The 19,193-nt window shown below is 43.2% G+C and carries 19 protein-coding genes; 3 read left to right on the top strand and 16 right to left on the bottom strand.

Annotation, left to right across the window (positions count from 1 at the left end; translation table 11 throughout):
• The first annotated feature begins 94 nt into the window (after window positions 1-94).
• Window positions 95-595 (top strand): free L-methionine (R)-S-oxide reductase MsrC, encoded by a 501-nt coding sequence (gene msrC, locus C0J08_RS21985; RefSeq protein ID WP_212653985.1) that lies wholly within the window; start codon window positions 95-97, stop codon window positions 593-595.
• Window positions 596-652: 57 nt separating this feature from the next.
• On the opposite strand, the gene C0J08_RS21980 is transcribed toward msrC, so the two are convergent.
• From C0J08_RS21980 to C0J08_RS21945, 8 genes are all read right to left on the bottom strand, one after another.
• Window positions 653-988: an Hpt domain-containing protein gene (locus tag C0J08_RS21980; RefSeq protein WP_212653984.1), complete on the bottom strand. Its 336-nt coding sequence runs from the start codon at window positions 986-988 to the stop codon at window positions 653-655.
• The gene (locus C0J08_RS21975; RefSeq protein WP_212653983.1) at window positions 981-2,810 is read right to left on the bottom strand and encodes a sensor histidine kinase; all 1,830 of its coding nucleotides are present in this window, start codon (window positions 2,808-2,810) and stop codon (window positions 981-983) included. Before C0J08_RS21975 ends, C0J08_RS21980 begins: the two co-directional genes overlap by 8 nt.
• Window positions 2,811-2,812: 2 nt before the next feature.
• Entirely contained in the window at window positions 2,813-3,322 is a 510-nt protein-coding gene (locus tag C0J08_RS21970; protein ID WP_212653982.1) for a putative pterin-binding protein, read from the bottom strand.
• A 188-nt stretch (window positions 3,323-3,510) separates the two neighbouring features.
• Window positions 3,511-4,512 carry a murein tripeptide/oligopeptide ABC transporter ATP binding protein OppF gene (gene oppF, locus C0J08_RS21965; RefSeq protein WP_212653981.1) on the bottom strand — a complete coding sequence of 334 codons (1,002 nt, stop codon included), beginning with the start codon at window positions 4,510-4,512 and terminating at the stop codon, window positions 3,511-3,513.
• Entirely contained in the window at window positions 4,512-5,501 is a 990-nt protein-coding gene (locus C0J08_RS21960; RefSeq protein ID WP_212653980.1) for an ABC transporter ATP-binding protein, read from the bottom strand. Before C0J08_RS21960 ends, oppF begins: the two co-directional genes overlap by 1 nt.
• A gap of 9 nt (window positions 5,502-5,510) precedes the next feature.
• Complete coding sequence (gene oppC / locus C0J08_RS21955; protein ID WP_212653979.1) at window positions 5,511-6,437, bottom strand: oligopeptide ABC transporter permease OppC; 927 nt, start codon at window positions 6,435-6,437, stop codon at window positions 5,511-5,513.
• A gap of 12 nt (window positions 6,438-6,449) precedes the next feature.
• A complete protein-coding gene (gene oppB / locus C0J08_RS21950; RefSeq protein ID WP_212653978.1) occupies window positions 6,450-7,370 on the bottom strand; it encodes an oligopeptide ABC transporter permease OppB in 921 nt (306 codons plus the stop codon).
• A gap of 126 nt (window positions 7,371-7,496) precedes the next feature.
• Window positions 7,497-9,107 (bottom strand): peptide ABC transporter substrate-binding protein, encoded by a 1,611-nt coding sequence (locus C0J08_RS21945; protein ID WP_212653977.1) that lies wholly within the window; start codon window positions 9,105-9,107, stop codon window positions 7,497-7,499.
• A 325-nt stretch (window positions 9,108-9,432) separates the two neighbouring features.
• Between C0J08_RS21945 and cysZ the strand changes: the two genes are divergently transcribed.
• The gene (gene cysZ / locus C0J08_RS21940) at window positions 9,433-10,212 is read left to right on the top strand and encodes a sulfate transporter CysZ (RefSeq protein ID WP_212653976.1); all 780 of its coding nucleotides are present in this window, start codon (window positions 9,433-9,435) and stop codon (window positions 10,210-10,212) included.
• Window positions 10,212-11,057 (top strand): response regulator, encoded by an 846-nt coding sequence (locus tag C0J08_RS21935; RefSeq protein WP_212653975.1) that lies wholly within the window; start codon window positions 10,212-10,214, stop codon window positions 11,055-11,057. Before cysZ ends, C0J08_RS21935 begins: the two co-directional genes overlap by 1 nt.
• Window positions 11,058-11,167: 110 nt before the next feature.
• Here the strand turns inward: C0J08_RS21935 and phoR are convergent, their stop codons facing one another.
• The 8 genes from phoR to C0J08_RS21895 all read right to left on the bottom strand — a co-directional run bounded on the left by phoR (window position 11,168) and on the right by C0J08_RS21895 (window position 19,185).
• Complete coding sequence (phoR, locus tag C0J08_RS21930; protein WP_249344429.1) at window positions 11,168-12,538, bottom strand: phosphate regulon sensor histidine kinase PhoR; 1,371 nt, start codon at window positions 12,536-12,538, stop codon at window positions 11,168-11,170.
• Window positions 12,535-13,230, bottom strand: coding sequence for a phosphate regulon transcriptional regulator PhoB (phoB, locus tag C0J08_RS21925; RefSeq protein WP_212653974.1), 696 nt, complete (start codon window positions 13,228-13,230; stop codon window positions 12,535-12,537). Before phoB ends, phoR begins: the two co-directional genes overlap by 4 nt.
• An 85-nt stretch (window positions 13,231-13,315) precedes the next feature.
• Window positions 13,316-14,170 carry a 4-hydroxybenzoate octaprenyltransferase gene (gene ubiA, locus C0J08_RS21920; protein WP_212653973.1) on the bottom strand — a complete coding sequence of 285 codons (855 nt, stop codon included), beginning with the start codon at window positions 14,168-14,170 and terminating at the stop codon, window positions 13,316-13,318.
• Window positions 14,167-14,727: a chorismate--pyruvate lyase family protein gene (locus C0J08_RS21915; RefSeq protein ID WP_212653972.1), complete on the bottom strand. Its 561-nt coding sequence runs from the start codon at window positions 14,725-14,727 to the stop codon at window positions 14,167-14,169. Before C0J08_RS21915 ends, ubiA begins: the two co-directional genes overlap by 4 nt.
• Window positions 14,728-14,733: 6 nt before the next feature.
• Window positions 14,734-16,002: an HDOD domain-containing protein gene (locus C0J08_RS21910; RefSeq protein WP_212653971.1), complete on the bottom strand. Its 1,269-nt coding sequence runs from the start codon at window positions 16,000-16,002 to the stop codon at window positions 14,734-14,736.
• Between the two features lie 95 nt (window positions 16,003-16,097).
• A complete protein-coding gene (locus C0J08_RS21905) occupies window positions 16,098-16,877 on the bottom strand; it encodes an amino acid ABC transporter ATP-binding protein (protein ID WP_283247140.1) in 780 nt (259 codons plus the stop codon).
• A 21-nt stretch (window positions 16,878-16,898) separates the two neighbouring features.
• Window positions 16,899-17,999: an amino acid ABC transporter permease gene (locus tag C0J08_RS21900; RefSeq protein ID WP_212653970.1), complete on the bottom strand. Its 1,101-nt coding sequence runs from the start codon at window positions 17,997-17,999 to the stop codon at window positions 16,899-16,901.
• 10 nt (window positions 18,000-18,009) lie between these two features.
• Window positions 18,010-19,185 carry an amino acid ABC transporter permease gene (locus C0J08_RS21895; protein ID WP_212653969.1) on the bottom strand — a complete coding sequence of 392 codons (1,176 nt, stop codon included), beginning with the start codon at window positions 19,183-19,185 and terminating at the stop codon, window positions 18,010-18,012.
• Window positions 19,186-19,193: the final 8 nt, after the last annotated feature.

The raw sequence follows: 19,193 nt of genomic DNA, 5'->3' as shown, positions 1-19,193 counted from the left end.
TTTACTTGCCTGAAGACTGATTTTCTCAATTATTTTTCCTGTCGGTCTTTTCTCTTTGCTATCATCCCGTTTTGTTTTATCGGCGGGATATCTGATGTTTACCATAGACACTCATTCGGCTGGCTCTCTTGAAGAGTCTTATCAAGCACTCAACTCGCAGTTAGCGGCATTGCTCAGCGACGAACGTGATTTTATTTGTAACGCGGCACAGTTCTCAGCGTTTGTCATGCAAACCGTGGCCGATTTGAATTGGTCTGGCTTTTATTTTGTGCGCGGTGAAGAGCTGGTGCTTGGGCCTTATGTGGGTAAGGTGGCTTGCACTCGAATTCCATTTGGCCGTGGTGTGTGTGGCGCCGCCGCAGCGACCTTGCAAACGCAACGTATTGAAGATGTGCATGCGTTTGATGGTCATATTGCTTGTGATGCCGCCTCGGCAAGTGAAGTGGTTATTCCCGTTGTGGTTGATGGCCAGCTAATCGCAGTATTTGATATGGACAGTCCAAAGGTTGGCCGTTTTTCTGCGATGGACCAAGCTGGCTTAGAGTCCTTTGTGACTACTTTTATTAATGCCACTGACATGACTTGGTCAATCTAACCGTAAGGTTTTTTGCCCGTTAAACAGACGTATTAGATGGCTTCTTGATAACGTCATTTAAGATGAGAAGTATATTTCAAGTTCTTCTAACGACGCTTGGCGAATGGCGGGCAGTTTTTCAATGATATCTTGTAAATCTTGATCGCTATGTTGAGAAGCGGCTTTTTCAATTTTCTGGCATTGTTCTGCAAAGAGTTGCATAGCCATATTTAAACTAGCCGATTTAAGTGAGTGGCTGATATGAGCAAGCTCTGGATAGTTTTTGTCTTGCCACGCTTGTTGTAGCAAGGTTAATTTTTCGAAGCTATCTTCCACATATTCCAACCGTATTTGGTTTACTGTGTCTCTTCCTAGTAATTCGCTTAGAGAATTCAAATGGTTTTTATCAATCATTATTATTAACCTTTAGAGAAGACGCTTTTTGTTCGGTGAATAGTGTCTTAATGTGATGTGAAAGCTGATTTTGGGTCAATGGGAAAGTCAGTTTTATGATCTTGTAGGTTGGCTTGTCTACGGCTTCAGCATGATAACCCAGTATTGGACAGAACTTAGCTTGCCATTGAATGATGGCATCATGCCCTTCACGTTCAAAGCGGGAGGTGTTGCCTAGAATGACTAAATCATAATCCTTGTTGCTAAAAAAGCTACCTTCTTTTGAGATTGTCGCTTTGATATTGAGTGCGGCTAACTGCAGGCTAATAATATTTGCTAGTTGAGCGTCTGTTTCGATAATCAAAGCTTGGGTTCCATCTGGACAGAGAAAAGTGTTGTTTTCTTCGAGTGAATCTGTGATTGGTATGTAAAAGGGAATATCTACCCAAAACTCGCAGCCAGTGTCAGACGCACATGAAAAGTGCATTTCTCCTTGCATTAGGTAAACCAATTTGTGGCATAGCGCCAAGCTCAATCCTACTTTGCTTGGCAGCGGTCCTTCTTGTTGTGAGGGTAAAGATGGGTTGATTCTTAAGTGCTTCTGTAATGTGCTAGACATTCCTATCCCTGTGTCTTTTACGGCTATTTGTAGCATGCGAGCACTTTTGATATCGGACGGTAGCGGCTCAGGCAAAGCGATTAATGAAGATGGCCTGATTTGAAGGCTAATGCTGCCCGAAGAGGTGTGAGTAATGGCATTTTGAATCAGAGCGATAATAATCTCTTTAAGTCTGGTGAAATCTATATTGATATAGTCGGGTAAAAGAGGGTCGATATAGACAATGCTTTGTAGATTTTTTCGAGCCATTTGAGACTCAAATAAAGCAATATAATCGTGGATATTGCTTTGTAAATGTTGTGTTGTGGGTATCAGGGTCAGCTTGTCGGCGTCGATTAAAGATAGGTCTGATAGCATCTCAATAGTTTGTAGTAACTGATTGCCAGATTCTTCTATATGTTTAGAAAGTGCTTCGATATCCGTTTTAGACTCGGTGGTATTAAGGGTTTTGGTTGTACCAAGAATGGCATTAAGAGGAGAGCGTATTTCTTGTGCAATAAAAGAAAGCATATGAGATTTGTCATCATAAGCCGTTTTAATCGAGTTGCTAAGCTCTTCATTACGTTTAAAGGCGCGCCTTAGGTCTGCGATTCCATTGAAAGCGAAGAAGCAGAAAAACAACAAACACACCAAAAGTGCGATTGAGAGTAATTGGATATTCCTAAGGTTTTCTTGTAAAGACTGGTGCTGGTTGCTGATATATTCATTACTGCCCTTATTTACCAAAGTGACAAACTCATTGATTTGGCTTTCTACGTGTTTAATACGATCAATAGAGTCCGGCAAATAACTTTGGTCACCACTTTCCAGTTTGGATAAATTAAAGCTAAGCAGCTCTAGTTCACCATTGATAATGTTCAGTAATCTTGTTGTACGCCCGCCTTCGAAGTTTCTAATAAGCGAGGCTACCGCGCCTTCTCTAAGTAAATCGACGCGGCTCATTAAGAGATCATATTCAAAGAATGCTTCGCCATTTAACGGGTAATCGCTGTCGTCTAACTCGACTAGATAATTAAAAAAACGATAAGACTGTACTTGTAACTGCAAGGCATTCCATAACGAACTTTCAAATACTCGGCGGTCATTATTTTTTGCACTGTCATTGGTGTAAGTAATAATACTAAATACGGCAATAGTTATGGCAATAATAAAGGCGATGAAACCATATAACACCCATTGTTTTAGCTTATCTAACAAGGTTTTACCCTGAAATAAGTGCTCCATATTTACTCCGTTTTTATAATGGATTTAATACGGCTTATTTGCCAAATAGAACGACCATAAAACATCTCAGACTTTAGCTCTTTACGTTCGTCAAATGGGTAGATCACCATAATGGGACCGAGGTTTCTTACGCTTATCGGCTTGCCATCAATTTTGATGGCCAAAATAGCGCCATTATCGACAAAGTCACTAACAGGAATCTCTGTCATATATTCATTAAGCGCGGTGACCTGTAAATGTGTGCCTTTGCTATGCAAGCGTTTTAATAGGTCAATGGCGGAAAAACCTTGATATTCATGAGTCCCTTTTGTCCAAGGGTTGTGCGTTCTAATGGTATGTTGTGGTAGGTTTTGCAGCATGTCTAAATCAAACATCATACCTTGCTTAGAATTTTGTGTGTTAATTGCACCAGAGACGGTGAGGATGACTTTTCCTTTAGGTGTCTCTGCCGCATGAGTAGCGGCAGAAAAGAGACCGAAAAATAGCAAAAGAAATGGATAGAGTAATTGCATAGATACTTGCCTTAACTCAGTGACTCGACAGATTTTTACTATGATAGACAAAAAAGGCAGGTTTGTGTGATGAATACTAGGTTTGATGAGAAAGAATAGCTATTTCGGATACAAATAAGCCGCTTTAAGAACTCTTAGAAAAGAGTGACTTAAAGCGGCGTTATCACTTATTGCCGTATTTTAAAGACCTATACGATATCGGCCAAACGTGAACAAGCGGCTTGGTGCTCACTAGAGAGGACTTGTAAGGTCGGTTTTTGCTGTGCGCAGCCTTCATTAGCATGAGGGCAGCGAGTGCGGAAAACGCAACCAGATGGCGGACTGATTGGCGATGGCAAGTCTCCCGTTAAAAGCTGAACTTTTTTGCCACGTTCAATTTTTGGATCGGGTACGGGAACCGCAGACAACAAGGCTTTGGTATATGGGTGCTGAGGGTTTTCGTACAGGGCGCGTTTACTGGCTAACTCGACCGCATTGCCCAAGTACATCACCAAGACGCGATCTGAAATGTGTTTTACCACACTCAAATCGTGAGCGATGAACACCAAAGACAAGCCCATTTCCGCTTGTAGTTCTTTTAGCAGATTAACAACCTGTGCTTGAATCGACACATCCAGAGCCGACACAGGCTCGTCACACACCACTAATTTGGGTTTAAGGATCAAGGCGCGAGCAATGCCGATACGCTGACACTGGCCACCAGAGAACTCATGAGGGTAGCGGTTAATCACGTTAGGCAATAATCCCACGCGATCCATCATAGTGCGAACCTCGGCCTTCACTTCGGCTTTTGATAGCTCTGGGCGGAAGGTTCTTAATGGCTCAGCGATGATATCGCCTACAGTCATACGAGGATCAAGTGAGGCCAAAGGATCTTGAAAGATCATTTGCAGCTCTTGGCGTTTATCACGCATTTGCTTTTTGTCTAAATCCGTTAGATCTTGCCCAAGCCAAACCACATTGCCTTCGGTGATAGGGACAAGACGCAATAGCGCACGAGCTAGTGTAGATTTACCACACCCTGATTCACCAACAACCCCCAGCGTTTCGCCGGCGTAAATGGTTAAGTCAACGCCATCCACGGCTTTAAGAGCGTGACCTTTTTCCCATGGCCAAGCATTGTCGGATTTGATATTGAAGTGAACTTTTAGGTTATTCACTTCCATTAAAATGTTGTTAGCAGTGTTCATTAGGCGACCCATCCATCAACGGATTTATGACAAGCTCGTAGTTGGCCCGGTGCATATTCTTCAAGCGGTGGCATGCTTTCACCACAGCGATCTTTAGCAAACTCACAACGAGCTTGGAAAGGACAGCCTGATGGCATGTGTAGCAAGTTAGGTGGGTTTCCAGGGATAGTGGATAACTTGTCGTCATTGGCATCGAGACGAGGAATGGCTTTCAACAAACCTTGTGTATACGGATGCGTAGGACGGTAAAACACGTCTTCGGCTGTGCCGTATTCCATGGTTTGTCCGCCATACATGACCAGCACCTTGTCACACAAACCGGCGACCACACCTAAGTCATGGGTAATCATGATGATGGAGGTATTGAAGTCGTCTTTTAACTCGTTCAGTAAGGTGAGAATCTGAGCTTGTACCGTCACGTCTAGGGCGGTAGTCGGCTCGTCTGCAATCAAGAGTTTCGGTTGGCACAACAAGGCCATAGCGATCATCACACGCTGTCTCATACCACCAGAAAATTCATGTGGGTACATGTTCATGCGTTTGCGTGCTTCTGGCATCTTCACGGCATCAAGCATTTTGACGGAGGCTTCAAATGCCTCGGCTTTGCTCATACCCTTATGCAGCATCAAGACTTCCATCAACTGCTTGCCGACTTTCATATAAGGATTCAATGAGGTCATTGGATCTTGGAAAATCATCGCAATTTCTTTGGAACGGATGCGGTTCATGGCTTTTTCATTCAAGGTCAGAATGTTTTGCTCATTAAAACGTGCTTCGCCTTCAATAACTCCGTTTCCAGCCAACAAGCCCATAAGCGCAAATGCCGTTTGGCTTTTACCTGAACCCGATTCACCAACAATGCCAAGGGTTTCGCCTTGCGCCAAGCTGAAGTTCAGATCATTCACTGCCGTCACAAGACCGTCTGGTGTTTTGAAGTTAACGCGTAAGTTGTTAACTTCTAGCAAATTTTTTGAATTAGATAAGCTCATAAAGTCTCCTTAGCGGTCTTTTGGATCAAGCGCATCGCGTAAGCCATCGCCGAGGAAGTTAAAACAAAATAAAGTCACAACTAAGAAACCAAGAGGCCAAGCCAATTGCCAAATGGCAATCTCCATGTTTTGAGCGCCTTCAGAAATTAACGCGCCCCAGCTGGTCATGGGTTCTTGTACACCCAGTCCTAGGAAACTGATGAAGGACTCTAACAAGATCATATTCGGTACCAATAGGGTGGCGTAAACAATAACAATACCTAGTACGTTTGGCACAATGTGACGCAAGATAATTTTGGGTGTCGATACCCCACAAGCGTATGCCGCCTCGATGTATTCTTTGTTTTTCAGGCTCAAGGTTTGACCCCGAACAATCCTTGCCATGTCGAGCCATGAAATGGCACCGATGGCGACGAAGATCAAGAAAATATGACGACCAAATAACGTCATCAAAATGATCACAAAGAACATGAAAGGGAAAGAGTTCAAAATCTCCAAGAAACGCATCATCACACTGTCAACGCGTCCACCAATGTAACCTGATGCGGCGCCGTAAAGCGTACCAATGACAATTGCCACGAAACTGCCCATGATGCCGACCAATAGGGAAATTTGACCGCCCTGCATAGTACGCACAAAAATGTCGCGACCTAGCGTATCTGTACCAAAGTAGTGGCCGTTTTCAATGTTAGGTCGACCTAATACAGAGATGTCTGACAGTGCTTCCCAGTCAATATCATCGTAATTCCATTGGCTGAAAAGCGGCCCTAGTAAAGCAATAGCGGCGATTAGTGCGAGAATCACTAAGCTGGTAACGGCCGCATGGTTTGAAAAAAAGCGACGGCGTGCGTCTTGCCATAAACTGCGGCCTTCGACTTCGACCACTTTTTCGGCGAACTGTTCGACGGCCTGAGTTTTGTCTTTTGTAGTAATCATAATAGCGAGGCCTTAGTAGCGAATTTTCGGATCAATAACAGCGTATAAAATATCAACGATGGCATTGAATAGAATCGTTAATGTACCAATCAAAATGGTGACACCCATGACCATGGAGTAGTCACGATTCAAGGCACCGTTAATGAAGTGCTGACCAATACCACCCGTACCAAAGTACACATCGACGATTACTGATCCAGTAACAATGCCGACGAACGCGGGCCCAAGATAAGAAACAACTGGCAACATGGCTGGACGTAAAGCATGCTGAAAAATAATACGGTATTTTGGTAAACCTTTGGCTCGTGCTGTACGAATAAAGTTGGAATGCATGGTTTCAATCATACTACCGCGGGTAATACGAGCAATTTGTGCAATGTAGCTGGTGGACATTGCAATAACGGGCATCACCAAATAGGGCCAAGCGCCACCGTTCCAGCCACCTGGCGGTAACCAATGGTTATAAATGGAGAAAAATAGGATACACAATGGAGCTAAAACAAAGTTTGGTAGCACAATACCAAGGTTCGCAAACCCCATGACACTGTAATCCAACCATGAATTTTGGCGCAGTGCTGCAATAACGCCACAACCAACACCAATGAGCAGGGCGACAAGAAAAGACCAAATGCCAATTTCAGCAGAGACAGGAAAACTCTGCCCAATCAACTCATTAATGGTGAAATCTTTATAGCGAAAAGAAGGCCCAAGATCGCCTTGTAACAAACCGCCAAGATAGTAAAAGTATTGGTTAATAACTGGCTCATCAAGGTGATACTTAGCGTTGATGTTCGCCAAGACTTCAGGAGGAAGAGCGCGCTCACTGGTAAATGGGCTACCTGGAGCAGAATGCATTAAGAAAAAAGAAACCGTGATCAAAATCAGCAAGGTTGGGATGGCTTCTAAAAGGCGCTTTGAAATAAATGTCAGCATATAAATTACCGGATTAGACGTTGTATATAACGGCTAAAACTAGGAACCTGTTGTATTCAAGAAATGCCCAGCGCAAGCGCTGGGCATGGAGTTAACACAAAGTCGTGTCTACTTTAAAACAGCGTATTAGTGTTTGATGATGTACATATCACGCACATAAACGTTGTCTTCTGGGTTAGGCATGTAACCGCCTAAGTAGCTTTTTACTAAGCGTTTTTCTGTGTATTGGTAAATAGGAGCCACCGCCATGTCTTGTTCAATGGCGATTTCTTCTGCTTTGTTGTAGTTCTCAGCAGGGTGCTGCATGGTACGAGCATCATGCAATAGCTTGTCGTACTCAGTGTTGCTGTATTTACCGTCGTTATTGCCGTGAGTCGTGGTTAGAAGGTCTAGCATAGTAGAGGCTTCGTTATAGTCACCGATCCAACCAGCACGAGCCACATCAAATTGTTGATGTTTTTTAGACTCTAGGTAGGTTTTCCACTCTTGGTTTTCTAGCGTTACGTTAACGCCCAAGGTTTTTTTCCACATAGAGGCAATTGCAATGGCGATTTTCTTGTGGTTTTCATTGGTGTTGTAAAGCAAGCTAAATGACAAAGGATTACTTTTCGTAAATCCTGCTTCTTCTAATAATTTTTTGGCTTTTTCATTACGCTCTTTTTGTGTCCAGGTCGCATATTCAGGTGTGGCCGGAGAGAAGTCGTTTACGACTTCAGGTGTGAATGAGTAAGCCGGAATCTCACCCGTGCCTGTGACGAATTTGGTGATCACGTCACGATCGATAGCGTAAGACAAGGCTTTACGAACACGCACGTCATCGTATGGCGCTTTGGTTAAATTGTATTGATAGTAATAAGTACCTAGTTTCGGTGTTACCACAACTTCATCTGGGATGTCGCGCATTAGCTGCTTGTAATGGTCATTCGGAAGTTCATAGCTAAGGTCCATTTGACCCGCTTGGAAACGTTTCAACTCGGCGTTAGGAGATTCAATCGGTAGGTAAGTTACCTTATTGATGATGGTTTTTGCATCATTCCAGTAATGCTTGTTACGTGTGAAGACCATTTTTTCGTTGACGACCCATTCGTCCATTTTGTAAGCACCGTTAGACACCATATGCTCAGGTTTGGTCCAATCATCGCCCCATTTCTCAACTACTTTTTTCGGCACTGGGAACATAGTTTGGTGAGATGTCATTTTCACAAAGTAAGGTACTGGGCGCTCCAGTGATACTTGGAAGGTATGGTCGTCTAGTGCTTTAACGCCGAGGGTGGAAGGGTCCGCTTCACCGGCAATAATTTTGGAGGCATTAGTAATCGCAGGAATTTCCATGAACCAAGCGTATGGAGACGCCAATTTAGGATCAACTGCACGAGTGAAAGCGTAAACAAAGTCTTCAGCAGTTACTGGGTCGCCATTAGACCATTTCGCATCTTTACGCAGGTGGAAAGTGTATTGTGTGTTATCTGCGTTTACATCGTAGCTTTCTGCTACACCAGGAATCTGGTTGCCGTCACCATCTTGGTTATACAAACCTTCAAAAAGATCTTTTGAACGAATAGACGCTGGTGTGCCTTCCATTTTTTGAGGGTCCATTGTAGATGGCTCTGAACCACCGCCACGAACGAGTTCTTGTTTAGCGGCGAGTTCTACGCCAGCTGGTACTTCTGCCGCTTGGGCTTGTAGAGCGAAAAGAGAAGTGGCCATGATGGCACTGGCGAGTAATGTCTTTTTCATTTTGATTATGTCCCTTGTTAGTTAGCTTTTATGTGCAATTTTTATAGTCAGACGCTTACCAGCACTGGTTTGTATTCGTCTTAAGGTTTCATAGTTCACCAATTTACAAAAGGTCACAATCGAAATTGCGTATCAGGTCATGCGTCTAATAAATGTAAGCTTTATAAAAGAGCTGTGGAAATGGCTTTGTGGCTAACGAGAAGGCTTGAAAAGTCTATTGATTTCGTTTGTGAACTTTCAATTTGAAAGGCTTTGTGGAGCCGTGAAAGTCGTCATGATATTCTGTGTCCCTTCGATAAACTTGATAGAAAGGTAATATGGCATCGTGATAACACACCCATTTAAAGCGGCGGGGGCTTTTTTAAAAGCGTTTCCGTTAGTTTTTTCAAAAGACTTAAGGCTGTTTATATTGGCCCCTTTGTTGGCTAATTTTGTTTTGGTTGGCTTATTGTATATGGTTGCCTTTAGTTATTTTCAGACCTTGATAGACTCTGCTATGGGGTATTTACCTGAGTGGCTTTCCTTTCTTAATTGGCTGTTTTATTTGATTTTTGGCGCCGTAATTAGCGTGCTCTTGTTTTATAGCTTTTCGGTTGGGGTTAATATTCTCGCTGCGCCTTTCATGGCATTTCTAGCAGAAAAAGTAGAGGAAAAAGAAACGGGCAGAGTGTTTGATGAAAAGCTGACAACGGGTGTTGTTATGACGATTATTATTCGTAGTTTACAGAGAGAACTGCAAAAAATAGTGTACTTTGTCCCGCGCTTTATTCTGCTGTTGTTATTGTCTTTTATTCCTATTGTTAATGTGATCGCACCAGTCTTGTTATTATTGTTTTCAGCTTGGATGTTGGCGCTGCAATATATGGATTATGCCTTTGATAATAATAAGGTTAAGTTCCATGATATGAGGCTGGCATTGCGAGCTAAGCCTTTGTTATGTTGGACTTTTGGTGGAATTGTCATGGTGTGTCTGACGATTCCTTTCTTTAATTTATTCGTTATGCCAATTGCTGTAGTCGCTGCTACATTATTGTGGATTTCGGTTTTTAGATCGCAACATGGTGACTTTTCTGCCTTGTTAGATCGCACAGATGGAACCTTGTGATGTCGTTAAAAATATTGGTCGTGGATGATGCTTCTTTTACACGTGATTTGATTCGCCGTACATTGCGTAAGCAGTTCCCAGCGGTGGAAATAGAAGACGCAGTGAATGGCCGAAAAGCCCAGCAAATGCTAAATAAAACGCAATTTGATATGGTGCTTTGTGATTGGGAAATGCCTGAAATGACAGGTGTTGAACTGCTTAAGTGGTGTCGAGAGCAGCCCAAGTATAAGAAAGAAGATGTGCCATTTGTGATGATCACCAGCCGTGGTGATAAAAGCCATGTTGTTGAAGCGGTAAAATCTGGTGTCACAGATTACCTTGGTAAACCCTTTTCCAGTGAACAGCTGATTGGTAAGGTTATATCTGCCGCAAAAAAACATAACCTTGAAAGGAAATTGGCTTCGAAAAAGCCTCGTGAATCCAGTGGGCCTGGTGGTGTTAGCTCGGCATCTTTAGGTGTATTAATGGGAGAAGGTAAAAACACTCCAGTAAAAGCCACCAAGTTTACCAATCTTGATACGCCGCCTGTTGTGTCCGTAAAGGACGTAAAAATCCCGACTATGGTGCGTTTCGAAGGTAAACAGTTTCGTTGTATGGTTATTCAGTTTAGCAAAGCTGAAGTGATGATGTTGATCAAAAGTGATGATGTTGTGCCGCAAGTATTGGGGCAGGCCGTATTGGATCTAGAACATAAAGGAGCGATGAATCGTTTGAACTATTATGTCCAATCCGTGGCTACCACGGAGAAAAAGCACAATTCGGCTTTTTTGACAGTAGGCTTAAGTTTGATCGATCAAGATAGTGAAAAGGAAACCTTTATTAGCCAATTGTTTGAGAGCCTATAAAGCGCTGAAATATTACAATGTGAGCGTTTTGCATAAACATAAAAAAAGGAAGCCAGATCATTCAGGCTTCCTTTTTTTATGTTTTGTTCCTTACGCACTATTTTCGTTACTTATTCATCAGAAGTATTGCTGGCGCTTTGCTCTTCTTCCACGTTATCTTGAGCGGGAGAAGGAAGTAGGGCTGTTATTGTATCATTTCGAGTACGATTAGCTGGGAAGTGGCAAGAGAAAGTACTGCCAAAGCCTGGTTGACTGCGTATCTGTAGTTTGGCGTCATGGTGCAGTAATACGTGTTTCACGATTGCTAACCCAAGACCTGTGCCACCGGTTTTAGAGCCTCTCCCCTTATCCACTCTGAAAAAGCGTTCTGTGAGTCGAGGAATGTATCTTGGGTCGATACCAAGTCCGTTGTCTTTCACTGAAAAAACGCCATTAAACTCACTTGATTCCCATTTGAGGGTGATTTCTCCGCCGTCAGGTGAGTATTTGATGGCATTAACAATAAGATTTGAGAAGGCACTGTAGAGTTCTTTATAAGAGCCGTACAAGCGGGATTCGTTGGGAATAATGATGGAAAGCTGGTGTTTTTCCGTCAAAATCGGTGCGGTTGTATTGGTAATAGCTTGAATAAGATCCGCAACATTATGCCATTGGTTTTCTTCACGTTTGTCATTACTCTCTAAGCGTGACAAAAGTAAAAGATCTTCGATGAGTTGTTCCATCCGCTCGGACTGCTCAGACATATTGATGATGCCTTTTTGCATGCTTTTCGGCAGACTGTCTTTGAACATATCTAGGGTTTCTAGGTAGCCTTTGATCACCGTCAATGGTGTTTTTAATTCATGAGAAGCATTAGCGACAAAGTCTTTACGCATTTGTTCGAGAAGGTGTAAACGAGTCACGTCGCGGACAAAGATTAAGTGATCATTTTTATCGTATAACGTGGTTTGTATTTCCAAGTATACGCCTTCTTTTGCTGGTGATTTGATAACCAAAGGTTCGCCAAAACGTTTTTGGCTGAAGTAGCGAAAGAAGTCAGGGTTTCGAACAATATTCGTAATTATTTGACCGCGATCAACGGGACGCATGAGTCCAAGAAAGTGAGCCGCAGAGTTGTTCCACCATTCGAGGTTACCTTGATTATCCGCCATAATGACGCCTTCTTTTAAGGCGGTGGTAGAACTTTCTATTCGCGTTAATGCTTGGCGCATACGGCGTTTTGATTTGCGTTGCTTCTTCTGCAAACGGTATACAGCATCAAATACTTCTCCCCAAATACCACTGGTTTCCGGTGGCGCCGCTTTACCTGAGTGGCGAAGCCAATTATGGAACTGATACAGCTGATAAAGTTGCCAATACAAAGTTCCTAAAACGTATAACAGGATAACACCTAATAACTGACCAATAATCAAGCCAATGACAACACAGGCGGCAAGACCTGCGAGCCAAGTGATGATGGTGTTTCGCCAAACTGTTTTCATACAGACCTTTTTGCTGAGAAGCGGTAGCCAGTTCCTCGAACCGTTTGTATCAAGAAATCATGGGAGTTACCGATGGCTTTACGTAAACGGCGGATATGAACGTCTACTGTACGCTCTTCAACATAGACGTTTCCACCCCAAACTTGATCTAAAAGCTGTGCTCTAGAATAAGCTCGTTCTTGATGAGTCATTAGGAATTTTAATAGGCGGTATTCAGTTGGCCCCATGTCTAAAGGGCGAGTGCCTATGGTGACACGTTGGCTAATTGGGTCAAGCACTAACCCTTCCACTTCAATGGGCTCGTCAACACCTTGAGGGGTTGCTCTGCGCAGCACCGCTTTGAGTCTGGCGACTAGCTCGCGAGGTGAAAACGGCTTGGTTATATAATCGTCCGCACCGACTTCTAAGCCTTGTATTTTATTGTCTTCTTCACTTTTTGCGGTCAGCATAATCACTGGGATTTCAGCCGTTGTGGTGTCTTTTTTTAGTCGACGAGTTAATTCAATGCCACTGCCGCCAGGCATCATCCAGTCGACAAGAATCAAGTCTGGACGGTGATCCACAATGATTTCATGGCCTTGCTGAATATTTTCTGCTTCCAAATACTCATAGCCAGCCATTTCTAATGCAATGGCGATCATTTCGCGTATGGAAGACTCATCATCAATAATTAATACTTTTTTACCGGTCACAGGATTTATCCTCATCTCAGGAACGGCTTTTATTAAAGCGACCTTATGTGACAATTCAGTTACATTGTCACAACTTTGCCATATATTACATAAAATAGCTTGTTACGAGCCCGATAAACACACAGTAGCCGATGCGATTGTTATCTAAGAAAGCATGGAAACAGGGCAAGCGTTCACGACCTTTGGCTTTATTAAACTGCAGATAAAATAGTCCTGCCGCGATGATGAGGGAGATAAAATAGGGCCAGTGTAATTCTGCTAGTAGGCCGATCCAAGTGAGTAAAGATAACGTTAGTCCCTGAAGGCAAACAATGACCAATAAATCGTATTGGCCAAATAAAATAGCGGTGGATTTGATACCGACTTTTAAGTCGTCAGGTCGATCAGTCATCGCATAGTAGGTGTCGTAAGCGATGGTCCAAAAGCAATTTGCAACGAACAACATCCATAATTCTGGATTCGCCAAATCTCCACCTTGTGCGCTGTAAGCCATGGGAATGGCCCATGAAAAGGCCAACCCTAAGAAAAGTTGAGGTAGGTGGGTATAACGCTTCATAAATGGGTACAGTGCAGCTAACCCTAAACCAACGACGGACAGCAAGATAGTACGCATATCTGTCAACAGTACTAAGATGAAGCTAAGTAATACCAAACCACCAAATAACACCAAGGCTTCTTTTTCTGATACTCGGCCAGATGGCAAAGGACGATTTTTAGTACGTTCTACAAAGCCATCGACCTTACGGTCGGCATAATCATTGATGACGCATCCTGCGGAGCGCATGCTAAAGACCCCTAGGATAAAGATGACTACTAAATTCCACTTAGGCATACCATCAGCAGCAAGCCAAAGCGCCCATAGTGTTGGCCACATTAGTAAAAATGAGCCGATAGGGCGGTTGAATCGGGTTAATTCTGCGTAGTCTTTAAGTTTGTTCATAACAATCCAAACGGTGATTTAAGTTGGTTTATCTCATCAAAGAAAGCTTCATTGACCAATATTCCAGCCCCAAATTGGTGAAAAATAGAGCGTCTTGCCCATACTGGATTTTGCTGGTTTGGAAACATGCCTTTTGGTAGCAAAGTGACCTCAATGTCACTTCGAACCAGCGCCCGATGTTGGAATAAATAGCCACCCAATGATTTGTCTCTTAGGTGTTTCACTTGACGCCAATGTCCCTTTAAAGATTTGGCCGGGATGATAGATCGAGCGTAAATAACAGCTTTATTATTCACTTTGAGTAAGACGGTTCGAATTCGTGCTGCCTCTCTTGAGCGCAACTTTAGGCGTTTTCTTTCTCTCGCTGTAGGCGTTCCCCATGTATCTTCCAGAACTTCTACTGTTAATTTACCAAGGCTTTGTAGTTTGGCTGTCAAAGAGTCTTGGGTAACCAACCAAGGCCATAAATTTGGAGGCACTTTGACCTTGCTAATTTGATGTATTGGTGACCATCGATAGTCAAATTGTTGTGCGGCAGAGGGGTTCATTAACGTCATAGTAAATTAGATATTTACCTTATTAATCAAGGCGACCATTTTATGTAACTCAGACGATTTTTGATAAATTGTGTCTCTGCATGCTTCAGCATTTTCTAGTGTTAATCCAAGTTCAAGTAACACTGAAGGCTCAATGCCGTCGTTATTGCGCAACTGATGAGAGACATACAGTAGCTTCGCTAAAACAGCATGTTCGCCATAATAATGGGGCTTTTTACTGTAACGGATTGCTGTCCAAATATTGTCTGGCAAACTCCAATAACGCAATAACCATGAGCCTAGTTGCTCTTTGGTAAAATGCAAAATCTGCATTTCGATCACTTCCGAAGGCAAATGGGCGTTAGCTTCTTGGTAGCGAGACAAGATCGAAAAATGGGGAGGCATGATGGTGCTAATGGCCAGGTAGCCAAAGTTGTGTAGTAGTCCGGCCAAATAAGCGTGGCCAAGCTTAGGGCGGTTTGGGGCAGGCATGGCTTTGACCAGCGCTTCCATTAATACGGCATTGGAAACAGAGGCCAGCCAGAAATCTTCATAATGCCTAGGACCATTGTCTGGGGCTTGAAAGGCATTTCCCATAGAAAGACCAAGTGCTAGGTTCATCACCATATCGAAGCCTAAAACACGAATAATTGCATCTTCAACAGAGTCTATCGTGCCTGGAGCGCCGTAGTAAGGAGAGGAGGCCCAACTGATTACCTGAGCCGCTAGGCTTGGATCAAGCGCAATCACTTCACATAGTTCATCAGTTCCCGCAGATTTATTGGTAGAAAGGCGAATAATGCGATGGGAGGTCGCTGGCAAAGGGGGGATTTCTAATGTTTCTTCTAGGCGCTGCTTAAGCCGAATGGATTGAAATCGCCCTAAGGCTTGAAGGATTTGTTCTTCATCATTTTCGTGATTGTCTACAGGGCGTTGTATTAACTGTGTATTGATGGAAATATTTTCGAATCGATTTAATGGCCCAGAAAACATCTCGGCCAACTCTGTCGACGTAATATCACGATACATTTCATCATTTTTGGTTCGAATGGAAAATGTTGTCTCTTTTAACATGCTCGCTTCTAGGATAGTGGCCACACTGTTGGGTTTGATAAGTGGGTCACCTAAACTTTGAAAATTGCTGACAGGCTCAAAACGGCGCTTAGTGATCTTGGAGACGGCAGAGATATCAAGCATATTTCTTTCAGGAAAAATAACCTGCAAACGGCCAGTATGGTCAGCTAGATGTACCACGCGTAATCTTTGGCTTGGTTGAAGGTCTGTGGAAGGTTCCATACATTTTCCTGTTAAAAAGACGAACGTAAAAAAGCCCCAATACGGGGCTTTGTCAATATAACAGATTTTAAGTATCAATTCTGAATAGTAATGAATTAGTGATTCAAAATCTGACTTAGGAACATCTGAGTACGGTCGTGTTGAGGGTTTTCGAAGAATTCGTGAGGCTCGTTAGATTCAACGATTTCACCGGCATCCATGAACACAACGCGGTCTGCTACTGTTTTAGCAAAGCCCATTTCGTGTGTTACACATACCATGGTCATGCCTTCTTCGGCCAACTGAACCATTACGTCCAACACTTCTTTGATCATTTCAGGATCAAGTGCTGACGTTGGCTCATCAAATAGCATAATGCGAGGTTGCATACACAAGCCACGAGCAATCGCTACACGCTGCTGTTGACCACCAGACAACTGACCTGGATATTTCAATGCTTGGTTAGCGATTTTTACTCGCTCCAAGTAATGCATAGCCATCTCTTCTGCTTCTTTTTTAGGGGTTTTACGTACCCAAATCGGCGCCAAAGTCAGGTTTTCTAAAATGGTTAAGTGAGGGAACAAGTTAAAATGTTGAAACACCATGCCTACGTCTTTGCGGATCGCTTCGATGTTCTTCAAGTTATTGTTCATCTCAACGCCATCAACCAGAATTGTACCTTTCTGGTGTTCTTCTAGACGGTTGATGCAACGCGTCATTGTTGATTTTCCAGAACCAGAAGGACCACATACCACGATGCGTTCTCCCTTCTTGATACTGAAGTTGATGTTTTTCAGTACATGGAAATCACCATACCATTTGTTTACATCATTAAATTCGATGATGGTTTGTTCGCCTGCCGCAAGTTGGGCACGAGCCATATTTGTATTTGACATTTTAAAGACCTCAATTTTTAACTAATTTCGCTTGTGCCCAGTTTCTAGCTTACGCTCTAGTGCCATACTATAACGCGACATGCCAAAGCAGATAATCCAATAAATTAAGGCTGCAAAGGCATAACCTTCAACCGTAGTGCCTAACCAATTTGAATCATGGTTGGCGGCCTGAATTCGTCCTAGGAAGTCAAACATACCAACAATGTAGACCAAGGTCGTATCTTTGAACAAAGATATGAAGGAGTTCACTATACCTGGAATTACCAATTTCAATGCCTGAGGCAAAATAACCAAAATCATTGATTGCCAGTAGGTTAGTCCCATGGCGTCAGCGGCTTCATATTGACCTTTTGGAATCGCTTGTAGGCCACCACGAACCACTTCGGCCATATAGGCACCTGAGAATAAGGTAATACCAATCAACACGCGTAATAACTTGTTGAAGTTCAAGCCTTCTGGCAGGAACAACGGAATCATTACTGAGGCCATAAACAAGATGGTAATTAATGGTACAGCACGAATGGTTTCGATAAATACCACACATACTGATTTCGCAATCGGCATTTCTGAGCGTCGACCGAGTGCCAATACAATCCCTAGAGGGAAAGATGCCACAATACCAATAACACCAAGCAGTACGGTAAGAAAAAGACCGCCCCACAAAGAGGTTTCTACGACTTCTAAGCCAAATATGCCACCAGCAAATAAGAAGTAAGCCACAATGGGATAGACCACAAGAATGGCGAGGGATAGATACAGTTTGTTAATGGACTTTATTGCAAAGGCTCCTACCATGACGACCAGTAATATGACGGCTAAATTAATGCGCCATGTTTCTGAGTCTGGGTATAAACCGTACATGAACTGATCAAAGTACACGCCGATAAAGGCCCAGCAAGCACCACCCGCAGTACAGGCTGCTTTAGAAGAGCCTTCCCACGTAGCATTGATGAAGGCCCACTCGATAACGGGGGGTACGAGTAGATACAAAATGTACAGACTAAAGAGCGTGAGAAAAATATTAAGCGGGGACGAGAATAAATTCTGACGTACCCATGCCACAGCACCGACCGATGTAACTGGTGGTGGGAGGCTTGGTGATGGTTTAAAGATAATAGCCATGATCTGCCTCCTAGCGTTCAATTAATGACATTTTTTTGTTGTACCAGTTCATGAATACCGAAATCGATAGACTCAATGAACCGTATACCAACATACAAAGACCTATGGTCTCGATCGCCTGACCTGTTTGGTTCAGCGTTGTACCCATGACGACCGCTACCAACTCAGGATAAGCAATCGCCGCACCTAACGAAGAGTTTTTCGCTAAGTTCAAGTATTGGCTTGTGAGTGGCGGAATAATAACGCGCAATGCTTGAGGTAAGACAATAAGTCGTTGCGTCATATTGTCACGTAAACCTAAAGAGCGAGCGGCCTCAGTTTGTCCCCAGTTAACAGACAAAATACCTGCACGCACTATCTCTGCAATAAATGCCCCAGTGTAAGTGGATAGAGCAACTAGTACTGCAACGAATTCAGGTGGCAGAACCATCCCGCCCGTGACGTTAAAGCGACTTTTTTGCGGTAGATCAAACTCAATGGGGAATCCAGCAATAGCTAGGAAAATGAAGGTAATACCAACAATCAGGCCCAAAGAGGACCAATAAGCTGGGAACCATAATCCTGTTCTTGTTTGACGTTTTTTAGCCCACACAATTAGGCTAATAGAGGCAACAATCGATAGAATGAAGCCGAAGATAACTAATCCAAAGCCATCTTGTGCGATTGGGTTAGGTGAGTAGATACCACGTTTGTTTAATAGGAAGTCAGCAAATTCATAACTATCACGTGGTGCTGGTAGTGCGGCAAGTACGGCAAAATACCAGAAGAACATCTGCAACAATAATGGAATGTTTCGCAGAGTTTCAATGTAGACAGTTGCTAAACGTGCTACTAACCAGTTTTTAGACAAACGGGCTAGACCCATTATTACGCCAATAATGGTGGCTAAGATGATTCCTAATAAGGAAATAACAAAGGTATTAATTAAGGCGACGACGAAGGCTCGTCCGTAAGTATCGGCCTCAGTATACTCTATAAGGTGAATAAGAATTGGAAAGCCAGCTGGCTCATTAAAAAATGAGAAACCAGTGGAAATTCCTCGATTATCGAGGTTGGCCTGAAGGTTACTAAATAAGTAATAACCCGCAAAAACCACTATCGCTAGCAGCAAAATTTGAAAAATAAGCGCGCGATTCCCCGCGTCATTCAAAAAGCTGTTATTGCTTGGAGTTGTATTATCGCTCATCTTGGTTC

It is taken from the genome of Marinomonas sp. CT5 (genome assembly GCF_018336975.1).
Classification (GTDB): Bacteria; Pseudomonadota; Gammaproteobacteria; order Pseudomonadales; family Marinomonadaceae; genus Marinomonas.
This window is presented reverse-complemented; position numbering and strand designations above follow the sequence as displayed.

Coding starts and splice junctions, on each gene's coding strand:
- C0J08_RS21975 (WP_212653983.1), bottom strand. CDS start 2,810: ATGGAGCACTTATTTCAGGGTAAAACCTTGTTAGATAAGCTAAAACAA.
- C0J08_RS21980 (WP_212653984.1), bottom strand. CDS start 988: ATGATTGATAAAAACCATTTGAATTCTCTAAGCGAATTACTAGGAAGA.
- phoR (WP_249344429.1), bottom strand. CDS start 12,538: ATGAAAACAGTTTGGCGAAACACCATCATCACTTGGCTCGCAGGTCTT.
- C0J08_RS21960 (WP_212653980.1), bottom strand. CDS start 5,501: ATGAGCTTATCTAATTCAAAAAATTTGCTAGAAGTTAACAACTTACGC.
- oppF (WP_212653981.1), bottom strand. CDS start 4,512: ATGAACACTGCTAACAACATTTTAATGGAAGTGAATAACCTAAAAGTT.
- oppB (WP_212653978.1), bottom strand. CDS start 7,370: ATGCTGACATTTATTTCAAAGCGCCTTTTAGAAGCCATCCCAACCTTG.
- C0J08_RS21900 (WP_212653970.1), bottom strand. CDS start 17,999: ATGGCTATTATCTTTAAACCATCACCAAGCCTCCCACCACCAGTTACA.
- msrC (WP_212653985.1), top strand. CDS start 95: ATGTTTACCATAGACACTCATTCGGCTGGCTCTCTTGAAGAGTCTTAT.
- C0J08_RS21970 (WP_212653982.1), bottom strand. CDS start 3,322: ATGCAATTACTCTATCCATTTCTTTTGCTATTTTTCGGTCTCTTTTCT.
- C0J08_RS21945 (WP_212653977.1), bottom strand. CDS start 9,107: ATGAAAAAGACATTACTCGCCAGTGCCATCATGGCCACTTCTCTTTTC.
- C0J08_RS21935 (WP_212653975.1), top strand. CDS start 10,212: ATGTCGTTAAAAATATTGGTCGTGGATGATGCTTCTTTTACACGTGAT.
- ubiA (WP_212653973.1), bottom strand. CDS start 14,170: ATGAACAAACTTAAAGACTACGCAGAATTAACCCGATTCAACCGCCCT.
- C0J08_RS21910 (WP_212653971.1), bottom strand. CDS start 16,002: ATGGAACCTTCCACAGACCTTCAACCAAGCCAAAGATTACGCGTGGTA.
- C0J08_RS21915 (WP_212653972.1), bottom strand. CDS start 14,727: ATGACGTTAATGAACCCCTCTGCCGCACAACAATTTGACTATCGATGG.
- C0J08_RS21905 (WP_283247140.1), bottom strand. CDS start 16,877: ATGTCAAATACAAATATGGCTCGTGCCCAACTTGCGGCAGGCGAACAA.
- oppC (WP_212653979.1), bottom strand. CDS start 6,437: ATGATTACTACAAAAGACAAAACTCAGGCCGTCGAACAGTTCGCCGAA.
- C0J08_RS21895 (WP_212653969.1), bottom strand. CDS start 19,185: ATGAGCGATAATACAACTCCAAGCAATAACAGCTTTTTGAATGACGCG.